The 13,816-nt window shown below is 69.9% G+C and carries 8 protein-coding genes and 1 tRNA gene; 7 read left to right on the top strand and 2 right to left on the bottom strand.

The window, feature by feature from the left end; all coding sequences use genetic code 11:
• Positions 1-32 precede the first annotated feature (32 nt).
• Positions 33-1,889: a bifunctional metallophosphatase/5'-nucleotidase gene (locus tag BKA25_RS22065; RefSeq protein WP_311734505.1), complete on the top strand. Its 1,857-nt coding sequence runs from the start codon at positions 33-35 to the stop codon at positions 1,887-1,889.
• A gap of 67 nt (positions 1,890-1,956) precedes the next feature.
• On the opposite strand, the gene hrpB is transcribed toward BKA25_RS22065, so the two are convergent.
• Positions 1,957-4,446 carry an ATP-dependent helicase HrpB gene (hrpB, locus tag BKA25_RS22060; protein WP_069853300.1) on the bottom strand — a complete coding sequence of 830 codons (2,490 nt, stop codon included), beginning with the start codon at positions 4,444-4,446 and terminating at the stop codon, positions 1,957-1,959.
• A gap of 264 nt (positions 4,447-4,710) precedes the next feature.
• Here hrpB and BKA25_RS22055 point away from each other — a divergent pair, with 264 nt between their 5' ends.
• The 4 genes from BKA25_RS22055 (at position 4,711) to BKA25_RS22040 (ending at position 8,732) form a co-directional block, all read left to right on the top strand.
• Entirely contained in the window at positions 4,711-6,066 is a 1,356-nt protein-coding gene (locus BKA25_RS22055) for an MFS transporter (RefSeq protein ID WP_069846976.1), read from the top strand.
• 208 nt (positions 6,067-6,274) lie between these two features.
• Positions 6,275-7,108 (top strand): DsbA family protein, encoded by an 834-nt coding sequence (locus BKA25_RS22050; protein WP_084642569.1) that lies wholly within the window; start codon positions 6,275-6,277, stop codon positions 7,106-7,108.
• A 173-nt stretch (positions 7,109-7,281) separates the two neighbouring features.
• Positions 7,282-7,354: transfer RNA gene (locus BKA25_RS22045), tRNA-Ala, on the top strand.
• Between the two features lie 643 nt (positions 7,355-7,997).
• A complete protein-coding gene (locus tag BKA25_RS22040; protein ID WP_069846978.1) occupies positions 7,998-8,732 on the top strand; it encodes an SDR family NAD(P)-dependent oxidoreductase in 735 nt (244 codons plus the stop codon).
• Positions 8,733-9,392: 660 nt separating this feature from the next.
• Here the strand turns inward: BKA25_RS22040 and BKA25_RS22035 are convergent.
• Positions 9,393-10,067 carry a hemerythrin domain-containing protein gene (locus BKA25_RS22035; protein WP_069846980.1) on the bottom strand — a complete coding sequence of 225 codons (675 nt, stop codon included), beginning with the start codon at positions 10,065-10,067 and terminating at the stop codon, positions 9,393-9,395.
• Between the two features lie 103 nt (positions 10,068-10,170).
• On the opposite strand from BKA25_RS22035, the gene BKA25_RS22030 reads away from it, so the two are divergent.
• Positions 10,171-12,855 (top strand): AfsR/SARP family transcriptional regulator, encoded by a 2,685-nt coding sequence (locus BKA25_RS22030; RefSeq protein WP_184285100.1) that lies wholly within the window; start codon positions 10,171-10,173, stop codon positions 12,853-12,855.
• Positions 12,856-12,956: 101 nt separating this feature from the next.
• Positions 12,957-13,808, top strand: a complete 852-nt coding sequence (locus tag BKA25_RS22025; protein WP_069846982.1) for an LLM class flavin-dependent oxidoreductase — start codon at positions 12,957-12,959, stop codon at positions 13,806-13,808.
• Positions 13,809-13,816: the final 8 nt, after the last annotated feature.

Genomic DNA, 13,816 nt, shown 5'->3' with positions numbered 1-13,816 from the left:
GACGCTCGACTCAGAGATCAAGAAGGAGTGCTGTGCACCTCCCACGCCCTGTGCGCAACCGCGCTGGCAGAGCTTTGATCGCGACCTCGCTCGCCGCACTGACCATGGCCGCCGTTGCCGCCCCGGCCAGCGCGGACCGCTGGCGGGATCGCCCCGCCTACAGCCTGACCGTGCTGTTCACCAACGACGGCGAGTCGCAGCTCTTAGGCGTCGACGCCGACATCGACGGCGACGGCACCATCGCCCCGGACGAGCAACGCTCCTTCGGCGGTGTGGCCAGGAACAAGACCCTCATGGACGACCTGCGCCGGGACGCGATCTCCGGTCGGGTCGGCCCCGATACCGCGCTGCGCCGGGGCGTGCTCGTCGTCTCCGGCGGCGACAACTACCTGCCGGGGCCGGAGTTCGCCGCCAGCACCGACAAGGGCGCGCCCTACTACGACGCCCTGGCCTTCAAGGCGATGCGTTATGACGCCAGCGCCATCGGCAACCACGAGTTCGACTTCGGCCCCGAGGTCCTCGCCGAGTTCATGAGCACCTTCCGGAACGTGACCAAGTTCGTCGGGTCCAATCTCGATGTCTCCGCCGAACCCTCGCTGACCGCCTACACCGAGAACGGGACCCTGGTGTCCAGTCACGTCTCGTGGCAGGCGGGCAAGCCGGTCGGCATCATCGGGCTGACCACCCCCGACCTGCCCTCGCTGTCGAGCCCGCGCGGTGTCGAGGTGCGTGACGACCTCGCCGGGATCGCCAACGGGCTGGCCGAGGAGTTCGAGGCACGCGGCGTCGACCAGGTGGTGCTGCTCTCGCACCTCCAGGACATCGACAACGAGTTGGCCCTGGCACCGGAGCTCTCCGGCATCGACGCGATCGTCGGCGCGGGCGGTGGCGAGATCCTCGCCGACTCCGACGTCGAGCTCATCCCCGGCGACGCGGCCGAGCGGGAGTTCCCGCTGGTGGCACAGGACCGCGATGGGCGCGACGTGCCGGTGGTGACCACGACCGGCAACTACAAGTACATCGGCCGGTTGGTGCTGCACTTCGACCGACAGGGCAACCTGCTGGGCTACGACGACGACAAGAGCGAGCCGGTGCGGGTCTCGGGCGTCGGCGATGACGCGGTCCGCCCGGACCGTCGGGTGCAGCGCACCGTCGAGGAGCCGGTCGAGGAGTACATCGCGGGGCTGGCCGAGACCACGGTCGCCCAGAGCGAGGTGCCGCTGGACGGCGTGCGCGACGCGGTGCGTACCCGCGAGACCAACCTCGGCAACCTGCTGGCCGACGCCATCAAGTGGTCCGGCACCCAGCAGGCCGAGGAGTACGGGGTGCCCGCACCCCAGGTCGGCATCCAGAACGGTGGCGGCATCCGCAACGACTCGACGATCCCGGCGGGCGCGGTCACCGAGCTGAACACCTACGACGTGGCGCCGTTCGCGAACTTCGTCTCGGTGCTGCCCGAGGTTCCCAGGGACACCCTGCGTCAGCTGCTCGAACGCGGTGTCGCGGGCGCGCCGGGCGCTGCCGGGCAGTTCATCCAGGTCGCCGGACTGCGCTTCGAGTACGACGCGACCCAGGTCGCTCAGGAGATCGACGCCAACACCGGTGAGATCCTGACGCCGGGCGAGCGGGTCCGCAGCATCGTCCTCGACGACGGCACCGTGCTGGTCGCCGACGGCGAGGTCGTGGCGGGCGAACCGATCTCGGTCGTCACCAACGACTTCTCGGCGCGCGGCGGCGACGGCTACCCGCTGGGCGGCCTGGACTTCACCCCGGTCGGCAAGACCTATCAGCAGGCCTTCAACGAGTACCTGCGCGATGGGCTGTCCGGTGCGATCAGCGCCGAGCAGTACCCGGTGGGTGGCGAGGGCCGGATCACCGCGATCGGCTGAGTACGACCAGCGTTACGCAAACCGGGCGGCCGGGACCCACGAGGTCCCGGCCGCCCGTTCGTCGTCCTCAGCGTGGTCGCGTCCGCCGGGTCGGCGTCGCGGTGGTCGGATCGTCCGGCCACGGATGCTTCGGATAGCGACCGCGCAGCTCGGAACGCACCTGTGGATACCCGGTACGCCAGAACGACTCCAGATCGTCGGTGACGGCCGCGGGTCGGCCTGCGGGGGAGAGCAGATGCAGCAACACCGGCACCCGGCCATCGGCCAACCGGGGCGTCCGCGTCCAGCCGAAGGCCTCCTGAACCTTCACCGGGAGCACGGGCCGATCGGCCCGGTAGTCCAGCCGGACCTTCGAACCGGAGGGCACCTCGATGCGCTCCGGCGCCAACTCGTCCAACCGTCCCGCCACCTGCCAGGGCAGCAGCCTGCGCAGCGCTGCCGCGGTGTCGATGCTCGCCAGATCGGCGCGTCGACGGGCCCGACCCAACGCCGGTCCGAGCCAGTCGTCGAGACCCGCCATCAGCTCGGCCTCGTCCACCGAGGGCCACGGGTCGCCCAGCGTCCGATGCAGGAACGCCATGCGGTTGCGCAGCGCTTCCGCCGCAGGGTCCCACCGGAGCAAGCCGAGGCCCTCCTGACGCAGCCCGGCCAGGATCGCGCCGTGCACCTCGGCGTGGTCGGGATCGGGCAGCTCGCGTTCGCGCAGCACGATCGCACCGAGCTTGCGCACGCGGCGGGCCCGGACATCACCGTCCACCCAGCCGATCTCCTCGGCGTCCGACAGCAGCGCCGGAGCCGCCGCTGTCGCGAGGTCGACATCGGCGCGGGCCGCGAGCCGGACCATGGCGTGGGTCTGACCGGGCGAGCGATCGGCGACCGCGACGGCGAGCCAGCCCGCGCCGGTCAGCGAACTGCCCGCAGGCAGTTCGACGGCGGTGCCGCCCGCCATCAGATAGGTCGATCCCGAGGTGCCTCGGCGACGGGCCAGCCGTTCCGGGAAGGCCAACCCGACGATCAACGCGGCCGCGTCGGTGCCGCGCCTCGAATCCGCTCTGCGCCCCGCTCCGCCGTCGGCCCCGGCTTGGGCTTGGGCCTGGGCCGCCAGCCGGGCGAGCCTGGTGGTCTCGCGACGTAGTCGAGCCGAGCCGCCACGGTCGTTGCGGGCCTGCCGAAGCGCGTCCGACAGGTCGGCTTGGCCGGTGGGCTCCTCGTCCAGCAGCGCGACCACCTCGGCGGCGGCCTCGGCCCCCACCAGCGCGGCGCCGTCCCACAGCGCCCTGGCCAACCGGGGATGCAGGCCGAGACCGGCGAACCGACTTCCCCGGGGCGTCACCGATCCCGAGGCGTCCAACGCGCCGATCGCGGTCAGCACCGCCCGCCCCGCCGCCAACGGGCCCGCAGGCGGCGTGTCCCACCACCGCAGCGCGGTGCCGTCCGGGGTGCCCCAGCAGGCCAGCTCCAGGGCCAGCCGGGTGAGGTCGGCGGTGCGGACCTCCGGGTCCGGATATCGGGGCAGTGTCGAATGCTCGTGTTCGGGCCAGCAGCGGTAGACCCGCCCCGGCCCCTGGCGGCCGGCCCGACCGGCACGCTGCTCGGCGACGGCGGCCGAGACACGGCCGGTGACCAGGCCGGACAGGCCCCGGCGGTGATCGGTGCGGGCGGTTCGCGCCAGCCCCGAGTCCACCACGGTCCGCACTCCGGGCACGGTGAGGCTGGATTCGGCCACCGAGGTGGCCAGCACGACTCGACGGCGGGCGCCGATCCGCAACGCGCGATCCTGCTGCTCGGTGGGCAGCCTGCCGTGCAGGGGCAGCACATCCACGTCGGGCAGTCCGGCGAGCAGTCCGGTCACCCGGCGGATCTCGCCCGCGCCGGGCAGGAACACCAGGACGTCGTCGGTGTTCTCCGCCAGGGCGGTGCGCACCGCCCTGGCCACGGTGCCCTCGATGTGTTCGCGACGGACCGGCGCGACGTAGTGCGTCTGGACCGGGAAGGTGCGGGCGGTCGCGTGGATGACCGGTGCGTCATCGAGTAGCCGGGTCAGCCGGTCGGTGTCGACCGTCGCCGATGCCGCGAGCAGCCGGAGATCGGGGCGCAGCCCGGCGCGCGCGTCCAGCAGCAGCGCCAAGGCCAGATCGGCGTCCAGGTGCCGTTCGTGGCACTCGTCGAGTAGGACGACGTCGACACTGGTCAACTCCGGGTCGGATTGCAGCCTGCGTACCAAGAGGCCGCTGGTGACGACCTCGACGCGGGTGGCCGCCGAGCGTTTGCGGTCACCCCGCACCGAATAGCCGACGATCCCGCCGACCGGGTCGCCACACAGCTCGGCCATCCGGGCGGCCGCGGCGCGGGTGGCCAGCCGCCTCGGTTCGGCCACCAACACACGTAGCCCGGCGGCGGCTAGCGCGAGCGGCACCAGCGTGGTCTTGCCGGTGCCCGGCGGTGCGCTGAGTACCGCGACGCCCCGGTCGGACATGGCCGCGAGTACCTCGTCGAGCACCTCGCGGATGGGCAGCGCGGGCAGTTCGGTGGGAAGGGCGCCGCCTCCTGCAGTCATGTCGACACCGTAGAAGGGCCGGTTTCGGGACGGCATTCGACCGGACTCCGGGGGCGCCGAAGGTGTCCGCGGCGGCGATCCGGGTACTGCTGGGCGGCGGCCGTCCACCGAAATTCTAGTCACCGTGGGTAACTATTAAAGCGCCCTCCGGCGTACCCGCAGGCTGCGAGAAGCACCTGCACGGCCGTACCTGAAATGGTTTCCCAACTGCCTGGTTCGCCGGTATTCTTAGCGCTGCTAAGAAAATGAGAGGGAGGACACAGGGTGTCATCGTCGGCCGGGACGGACCAGCAATCGACCAACCCGCCAAGACGGGACGACACCCGATTTCCGATCGAGATCTGGATCCTGGTCATCTGCGGATTCATCATCGCGGTCGGGTTCGGCATCCTCGCCCCGGCGCTTCCGACCTTCGCGGCCAGCTTCGACGTCGGCGTCACGGCGGTCTCGCTCACCGTCAGTGCCTTCGCGTTCATGCGGCTGCTCTTCGCCCCCACCAGCGGCCGTCTCGTCACCCGCTGGGGCGAGCGCAAGGTGTATTTCTGGGGGCTGATCATCGTCGCGGTCGGCACCGCGGTCTGCGGCTTCGCCACCGAGTACTGGCAGCTGTTGTTGTTCCGCTCGATCGGCGGCATCGGCTCCACCATGTTCACCGTCTCCGGCGTCGCCATGCTCATCCGACTCGCCCCGCCGGCGATGCGCGGCCGGGCCTCCGGCCTGTGGGCGACGTCCTTCCTGCTCGGCAACATCACCGGCCCGCTCATCGGCGGCGGCCTGGTCGAGATCTCGATCCGACTGCCGTTCCTGGTCTACGGCGTCGCCGTCCTGCTCGCGGCCTTCGTCTCGCTGATCTTCCTGCGGAACTCCACGCTCGCCGACCGAGGCAACGACGACGCCGACGTCACGCCGCTGCGAGTGCGCGACGCGCTTCGACACCCCACCTACCGGGCGGCGCTGGCCTCGAACTTCGGCAACGGCTGGGCCGTGTTCGGCGTGCGGATCTCGCTGCTGCCACTGTTCGTCGTCGAGGTGTTGCGCGAGCGGGAGAGCATGGCGGGCATCTCGCTCGCGGTCTTCGCCGCGGGCAACGCCATCGCCTTGACCTTCTCCGGCAGGCTGGCCGACCGGATCGGCCGCAAACCGCTGGCACTGGCCGGGCTGCTGGTCTCCGGTGGCGGCACCGTGTGGCTGGGCTTCACCGATTCGGTGACGATGTTCCTGATCGCCTCCGTGGTGGCAGGCATCGGATCGGGTCTGCTCAGCCCGCCGCAGAGCGCCGTCGTCGCCGACATCATCGGCAACAAGGGCAAGGGTGGCCCGGTGCTGGCAGGCTTCCAGATGGCCGCCGACGTCGGCGCGATCATCGGCCCGCTGGTCGCCGGTCTGCTGGCCGACAGCTTCTCCTACGGAGCGGCCTTCGGCGTGACGGGACTCATCACCTTGCTCGCCGTGTTCTTCTGGGTGCCCGCCCCCGAGACGTTGCCCCGCCCGGTCACCACCGCCGACGAGGAGCCGGGAACGGCAACCGAGCTGGCCCCGGAGTCGGGAATCCTGTCCGAGGCGCCCGAACCGCCCGTGGGCGAGCGGGTCGGCGGCAAACCGGACCAACCGGATGTGTGATCACACATCGTGACCGTCGGTCTCGATGGCTTGTCGGCACGGGACGCGCGGGCTACGTCCTAAGCTTGTTTTCAGCTTGGCTCGGTACGCTCGCCATCCTGATCCGGACCATCACCCGGCGTGATCGGCGTCCTCGTCGGCGAAATCCCCGTCGACGAGGCGGTCGCCCCGAAGGGCGCGCACCGACTCCGCGACGATCCTCCGTGCGATGGGCGTGCCGGACCTCGCAGGTGCAGGAAGGACGTGGACGGTGGGCGGCGCGGAGCGCAGTGCTCGAAAGATTCGGCAGCAGCAGACCCAGGCTGCGGCGGCCAAGGCATTGAAGTCGGACGGTGGTGGGAAGAAGAACCCCGTGCTGATCGGCGTGGTGGTGATCGTGGTCATCGCCATCGCAGTGATCGGCGGGGTACTACTGACCCAGGACAGGGAAGAGGAACAGGCGGCCGACACCATCCCGGTCGTCGAGCACGGCGATCACCCCGTCACCCGGGAAGCGGGCGCGGTGCTGGTCGGACAGGAGGACGCCGGGGTCGTCATCGACCTCTACGAGGACTTCCTCTGCCCCGGCTGCGCACAGTTCGAAGAGATCTACGCCGACCAGATCGACTCGGCACTGGCCGACGGCTCCATCCAGGTCAGGTACCACATGCTCCCGATGCTCAACGACTCGGACGCGGCACCCGGCTACTCGATGCGGGCCGCCAACGCCACGCTGTGCGCCGCCGACGAGGACCAGTTCGTCAACTACCACGCCAGCCTCTTCGCGGCCCAGCCCGGCTCCGGCAGCACGGTGTGGAACGACGACCAGCTCATCGCCCTCGGTGAGGAACTGGGCATCGACTCCCCGGAGTTCCCGGTCTGTGTCCGCAACGGCGAGAACGCCAGCCAGGTGACCGAGGAACTCGTCACCGCCGACGCCACCGAACACCTCCAGAACGAGGAGGGCCGCTTCGCGGGCACCCCGCTGATCTCGGTGGACGGTGAGCGCTTCGACTTCCGCGACTCCGAGTGGCTGAACAAGGCGATCGCCTCGGGAAGCTGAGCCGAATCGCACGCGTAGCCCCGGGGCGCCCTTCCGCATGAAGGGCGCCCCGTTTTCGCTGGTAGAGCCGTCTCGGCCGCGTCGTTGATCGGAACACGACCCCCGATTTCAGACCTGGTTCGAGGGTGTTGTACTGTATGCATCGCACGGCACGGGGAAGCCCAAGCCGATGCGGGGCTGTGGCGCAGCTGGTAGCGCATCACACTGGCAGTGTGAGGGTCAGGGGTTCGAGTCCCCTCAGCTCCACACATAGGAGGCGAGTGCTCGTAATGAGCACTCGCCTTTTTGTGTTCCGCGATGATGTTGCGGGGCCGAGCCCCGCAGGCCCCACGGTGCTGGCTTGTTGCGATCTCCGCGTGGTTGGTGGGGTGTTGACCAGCGCGGGGTTTGGGCGAGCCGTGGTTTGGTTTCCGTGGTGGGCGTTCGGTTTTCCATACGAGGAGGCGAGTGCTGGTGGTGAGCACTCGCCTTTTTTGTGTTTCGCGATGATGTTGCGGGGCCGAGCCCCGCAGGCCCCACGGTGCTGGCTTGTTGCGATCTCCGCGTGGTTGGTGGGGTGTTGACCAGCGCCGGATTCGGTTTGAGGGCTGGCAATTGTTCGTGCGGAGCTACTCGGTGAACCGCTGCCCGGTATCCATCTCAACCTGACTAAACCGGTGGCCCTGATCTCCTGATAGGACGCCGCCGTCGCGAAGCTGCTCCACTTCGAAGGTCCCTGAGCGTGTGGGCGTGGACCTGGCGGCGTATGAACGGTTCGCCGTGCTTCTGAACTGCACCCGAGCACCCTGTTGCAGTGGTGCACGACACAGTGCTTCCTAGGTTATTGACCGCTCGGTCCAGATGGGGAACATTATGGACCGCACGGTCAATAATTTGGATGGGAGCTGTCATGAAGGTGCTCGAAGGCAAGGTCGCGGTTGTGACCGGGGCGAACTCGGGTATTGGGTTGGCGATCGCGCGGGCCTACCGCGCCGAGGGTGCGCGGGTGTTCGTCGCCGGTCGTCGCCAGGCGCAACTCGACGAGGTCGAGGCCGAACTAAGCCCCGACGTCACCGGGATTCGCTGCGACGTGGGTCGACTCGAAGACCTCGACGCGCTCTACGCGACCGTCGCCGAGCAGGCGGGCCGGATCGACGTCCTGGTGGCCAACGCGGGGATCGCGATTGCTGCCCCGCTGGGAGAGATCACCGAAGAGCAGTTCGACGCGATGTTCACCACCAACGTCAAGGGTCCGCTGTTCACCGTGCAGAAGGCGTTGCCACTGCTGTCGCCCGGGGCGTCGATCATCCTCACCGGTTCGACGGCGGCCTCGCGCCCGCAGCCCAACCTGCCCGCGTACGGGGCGACCAAGGCTGCAATCCGCAACCTGGTTCGCGGGTTCGCCCACGACGCCGGGACACGCCGCTACCGGATCAACGTGCTCTCGCCCGGTGGTACCCGCACCCAGGGTTTGCAGGAGCTGCTCTCGACCGAGGAACTCGCCGCCGCCGGGTCGTCGGTTCCGCTTGGCCGCTTGGCCGAAGCAGCGGAGATCGCCGCCGCAGCGGTCTTCCTCGCCTCCGACGCGTCCAGCTACGTCAACGGCTCCGAACTCGCCGTGGACGGCGGCTTCGCTCAGATCTGACGCAGGCCCACCACGGCGGGCCGGTCGGATGTCCGACGGTCGCGTCCCGTCCGCGCTGTCGCCGAGTATGCCGAGGCGTCTGCGAGTGGCTGTGCGTTCCGCTGCCTGCGGCAACCGGAATCGGCGACACCGTTTGACGTGATGTCCTTCTTTTCTCGCCGGTCAGTACGGGAATTGCCGCACGGCGGCAGTGCGGGGGCCCGAGTCGCCTCGGCTCCACCCTGGAGGGCATTGCAGGGGCCTTGCCCGCGTCGATGCCTTGAACAGGGAAGCCGAAAGGGCCACTCGCTGCGCGCGGGTGGCCCTTCTGCTGCTTGCAATGGGGCGCATGACGAACCGGACTGCGGCTGCCACTCTGCCGATCGTCGTCGGCGGCGCGCGCGCGACGACCGGCCCGTGATGCTCGCGGGTCCAGGTCACCAGCGCGGCGATGGCCTAGAACAGAGTCGCGCCGAGCGGTGTCCAGGTGTGTGGGGACGTCCTATCCGAAGCGAGCGGAGGAGACGGTTGCGGAAAGCGGCTTGGTGCTCGCCGATCACCGCGTTGGAGCGGTCGGCGGCTCTCTGGCGCTGACGGCCAAGAACGTCGGCCCTGGCGACCGTCCGAAGCAATACGAGATCGCAGCCGCAGCGCAAACTCGCGCGCGCGAGTGGTCGAGGATCAGCGATCCGAACCCCGGCTGGCGGCGGCCAGGCGCTTGCGGTGGGTGCGATAGAGACGGGTCCCGAGCGGGCGACCGGCATGCCAGACGACGGCGGGGACGGCGGCGCGCAGGAGTTGGGCCTGCTCCTCGCTCGCTCCGTGCAGGGCCATTCCCAGCATCAACAGACGTCGCGCGAAGGTCACCTTGCCGAAGGACGCCTCGACGGTCGCCTTCCACTCGCGTTCGGTCAGGTGGCGATCGATGAGCGGCAGGATCCGCTCCTCCTCCAGCGCCAGATGCTCGTACAGCGCAGGCAACAGACGCTCCGCGACGGCGGCGACGGCATCTCGGTCAGTGGCGTCGGCGGAGGCCAACCAAGACCGGCCGCCCGCAGCGAGCGCCTCCAGCTCACCGTCGATGAAGGCGTGCTGCTCGTCCATCGTCTCGATGAGGGGCCCTACGTCGTCGGGGCAGCGTTCCCTCAGCCGGGGCCACACGTGGTCGTCCTCGCTGGTGTGATGGGCGTGTAGGAAGTCGACCATCATCAGGACGTGGCCTGCGACAACGGCGGTGCCGTCCGCGTCACCCGCCGACACACCGGCGATCAGCTTGGGCAGCGCGCCGAACTGCCGCCGCATAGCGTCGTGCGCGCCGATCATGTCGCGGCTGTCGGCCATCTTCTCGTTGTTCATGATCGCAGCTTCGAGGCCGCACCTTGCAAACCGCATACAACACGGATACGGGCGGCCACCGCGCCAGTTGTCCGCCGACAGTGAATTGGGCTTACATGGTGCGGTGCTGACGTTCGCGGTGCTGGGTCCATTCGAGGTCCGTGCGGGGGATCAGCTGATCAATGTCGGGGGCCCGCTGCCTCGGAGGCTACTGGCGATTCTGCTCGCTGCGGAAGGGCAACCGGTCTCGGACGACAGCCTGGCCGAAGGACTGTGGGGTGACCGTCGGCCACGCAATTCCGCAGGCGCCCTGCAGGTGTACGTCTCCCGGCTGCGCCGGGTGCTGCCGGGCACGGCGTTGCAGCGCTCCGCCAGTGGCTATCGGCTCCTCGCCCCCGATACCGACGTCACACGGTTTCGCGGCCACCTCGCTCGCGCCCGTGCATTGGTGGCAGGCGACCGCCCCGCCGATGCGCACGAGGCCTTCGATGCGGCGCTGCGGTTGTGGCGCGGGGAACCGTACGAGGACCTGGCCGACGACGAGTGGACGACCGCGATCCGTGCCGCCCTGGTGGAACAGCACGACAGCGCCCAGGAGGAGAGTGCTGCGGCGCTGCTGGAAGCCGGCGACCACGCAGGTGCGGTGGCCGTACTCGAGCTGCTGGTGCACGCCGCGCCGTACCGCGAACGCCGTTGGCAGTTACTGGCGCTGGCGCTCTATCGTTCGGGACGCCAGGCCGACGCCCTGAACGCGGTGCGCCGGGTCCGGACCCTGCTCGCCGAGGAACTGGGTGTCGACCCCGGACCAGAGTTACGTCAGCTCGAAGGCCGGATCCTGGCACAGGACCCGGCCCTGGCGGCCACTGGCGCCGCGGCCGCGACGCCCGGTGATCGGCCGCTGTCGTCGTTCATCGGCCGCGACGCCGACCTGGCCCTGCTGGACCGTCTCGTCGGCATGCACCGGCTCGTCACCGTCGTCGGACCCGCAGGGGCGGGCAAGACCCGCCTGGCCGTGGAATGGGCCGGGCGAAACGCCGTCGTCCGGCTCGCCGATGTGACCGACCCCGCGCCCCTGGTCTCTGCGGTCGCCGCAGCGGTCGGTGTCACCGAGTTCGCCGGGGATCCGTACGAGGCGCTCGTCAAGCGGCTGCGCCTGCGCGGGGAACCCTTGGTGCTCGACAACTGCGAGCACCTCGCCGGGGAGGTGGCCCGGCTCGTCGTCAACCTGCTCGACCGGATTCCCGCGTTGCGGGTGGTGGCCACCAGCCGCAGCCCGCTCGGCGTTGACGGTGAGCACAACCTGCCACTCGAGCCGCTGGCCGCCGACGACGCCGTGACGCTGCTGACCGATCGCATCCGCGCTGGCCGGCCCAGCTGGTCCGAACAGGACGTCGACCGCCAGGATCTGCGCCGCCTCGCCGACGCGCTGGACCGTCTGCCGCTGGCACTGGAACTGGCGGCGGCGCGGGTGCGGACCTTCGGTGTACGGACGCTGATCGAGCATCTGGACGACCGTTTCACCGTGCTGGGCCGGATCCCGCACGGCACGATGACCCCGCACGCGACGTTGCAGGACGCCGTTGCCTGGAGCTTCGATCTCCTCTCCGTCGAGGAGCGTGACCTCGCGGTGCAGCTCTGGCCGTATGAGGGTGGCTTTCCGCTGGAGGCTGCGGCCTCCGCCGCCGGGCTCCGCGCGCTCGTCTCGCTGGTCGACCAGTCCGTGGTCACCGCCGAGACCGGCGGCAGCACGGCGCGCTACCGGATGCTGGAGACGATCCGGGCGTACTGCCGGTCCGTGGACAGAGATCCGGCGGCGACCCGGACCGCCCATGCCGTCTGGGTCCGTGAGCTCGTCGCCCGGGCTGTGGGGGATCTGCAGGGCGTGCGGTCCGCGACCACGATGGCGGCGCTGCGTCTGGAGTTGCCGAATTTGCGCGCGGGGCTCGCGCACGACCTGACGCATGCCCCGGTCGAGGCATTGCGTACGGCCGCGCGGCTCATGTGGTTCTGGATCCGCAGCGGCCTGCTCGCCGAGGGCAACCGGGTGCTGACCGCAGCCCTGGCCGCCGCGCCGGACGCCCCGCTCGGCGACGTCGTGCGGGCCAAGACCTCCTCGGCCGGCCTGTTGTACTACACCGGCGACGTCACCACGGCACGGCGCATGCTGTCCGAGGCGTTCCTGGCGGTGAGCCTGCGCCCGGGGCTTCGCAGCCTGCTCGCCGAGGTCCGCTACTACCAGGCGCTGGTCCAGCTACCGGGCGGCGACCCGGTGATCGCGCTGACCGCGGCGGCCGAGGCGCACGCCATCGCCACCGAGACGCAGACCACCTGGCTGATCGCGGCTGCCTCGATGGCATGGGGCGCAGCCCTTGTCACCGGCGGCCGGATCACCGACGGCAGGCACCGGCTGCGGGCCGCCGTGCAGCTCGCCGACGCCTCCGGGCTGGTTTGGACGGCCGCGCTCAGCGAACTCATGCTCGCCCAGACCCTGATCGATTCGAGGGACGGCGAAGCGCTGCCCCTGCTGCGGACCTCGCTGCGGCGCTTCCTCGACGAAGGTGACCTGAGCAACCAGCTGGCCGTACTGCACAACGGTGCGCTGGCCCTGGATGCGGCTGGCGACGCGGCCGGTGCAGCGCTGCTTCGCAACATCGTCCATTTTCACCAGGCACAGAGCGGCATCCGGCCGACCGGCCGCTACCTCCAGTCGATCGTGCCGCACGGCTGGTACGAGGGCCCTCCTCCCACACAGGCGCCGACGCCCAACGACGCTGTCGCCATCCTGACCGGCCCGGGGCGTACTGTCTGACGGTTGTAACCGGGCTGTATAGGAGTCCGGCCATGATCACCGGGCGAGCCGGTCCACGGCCCGTGCAACGTCGACACCCGCACCAGCCAAGGAGCATCTTCATGCGCATCGGCATCGGTTTACCCAACCAGGTCCGCGACGTCCACGCCCCGGTGATTCCCGCCTGGGCACGTCGAGCGGAGGAAGCGGGTTTCGCCACGCTGGGCACCACCGGTCGGGTCGCTTATCCGGGTGTGATGGACACCGTCGCCCTTGCTGCGGCCGCCGGGGCCACCACCACGATCGGGCTACTCAGCCAGGTGATGGTGGCGACCACTTGGCCGGGCGCACTGTTGGCCAAGGAGGCAGCGTCGATCGACGGGGTCTCCAACGGCCGGCTCACTCTCGGCCTCGGGGTGGGCATCCGCGAGGACGATTTCGTCGTGCCCGGGCACGGACCCCGGGATCGGGGGGCCCGGATGGACCGCGACCTGGCGACCTACCGGTCGATATGGGCAGGCGAACCCATTCCGGGAAGCCCGAACCCGGCAGTTCCGGCCGGAGGACGGCAGGTGCCGCTGCTGTTCGGCGCCAACACCCCGGCCGCCTTCCGCCGGATGGCCACGTCGTCAGACGGTTACATAGCCGGATCGGTGCCTGCCGACCTGGCGTCCGGCGCTTTCGATGCCGCCCGTGCCGCGTGGCAGGCGGCCGGGCGGTCGGGACAGCCCCGGCTGATCGGCCTCAACTACTTCGCGCTAGGAGATCCCGACCGAGGTCGGGCCAACATCGCCGATTACTACGCCGCTACCGGCCAATTCCAGGACCTCGTCGTTGACAACGTGCACACCGACGCGGAATCACTGCGCGACGCCGTCAAGCAATTCGAGGCCCTGGGCGCCGACGAACTGATCCTCAGCCCAGGAACCGACGACCTCGACGAGATCACCCGCCTGGCCGACATAGTGCTCTGATCCGAAGC

Source organism: Actinoalloteichus hymeniacidonis (genome assembly GCF_014203365.1).
Classification (GTDB): Bacteria; Actinomycetota; Actinomycetes; order Mycobacteriales; family Pseudonocardiaceae; genus Actinoalloteichus_A; species Actinoalloteichus_A hymeniacidonis.
The sequence above is the reverse complement of the archived record's forward strand: the minus strand, read 5'-3'. Positions and strand labels throughout refer to the sequence as shown.

Coding starts and splice junctions, on each gene's coding strand:
- hrpB (WP_069853300.1), bottom strand. CDS start 4,446: ATGACTGCAGGAGGCGGCGCCCTTCCCACCGAACTGCCCGCGCTGCCC.
- BKA25_RS22035 (WP_069846980.1), bottom strand. CDS start 10,067: ATGAACAACGAGAAGATGGCCGACAGCCGCGACATGATCGGCGCGCAC.
- BKA25_RS22050 (WP_084642569.1), top strand. CDS start 6,275: ATGGGCGTGCCGGACCTCGCAGGTGCAGGAAGGACGTGGACGGTGGGC.
- BKA25_RS22025 (WP_069846982.1), top strand. CDS start 12,957: ATGCGCATCGGCATCGGTTTACCCAACCAGGTCCGCGACGTCCACGCC.
- BKA25_RS22040 (WP_069846978.1), top strand. CDS start 7,998: ATGAAGGTGCTCGAAGGCAAGGTCGCGGTTGTGACCGGGGCGAACTCG.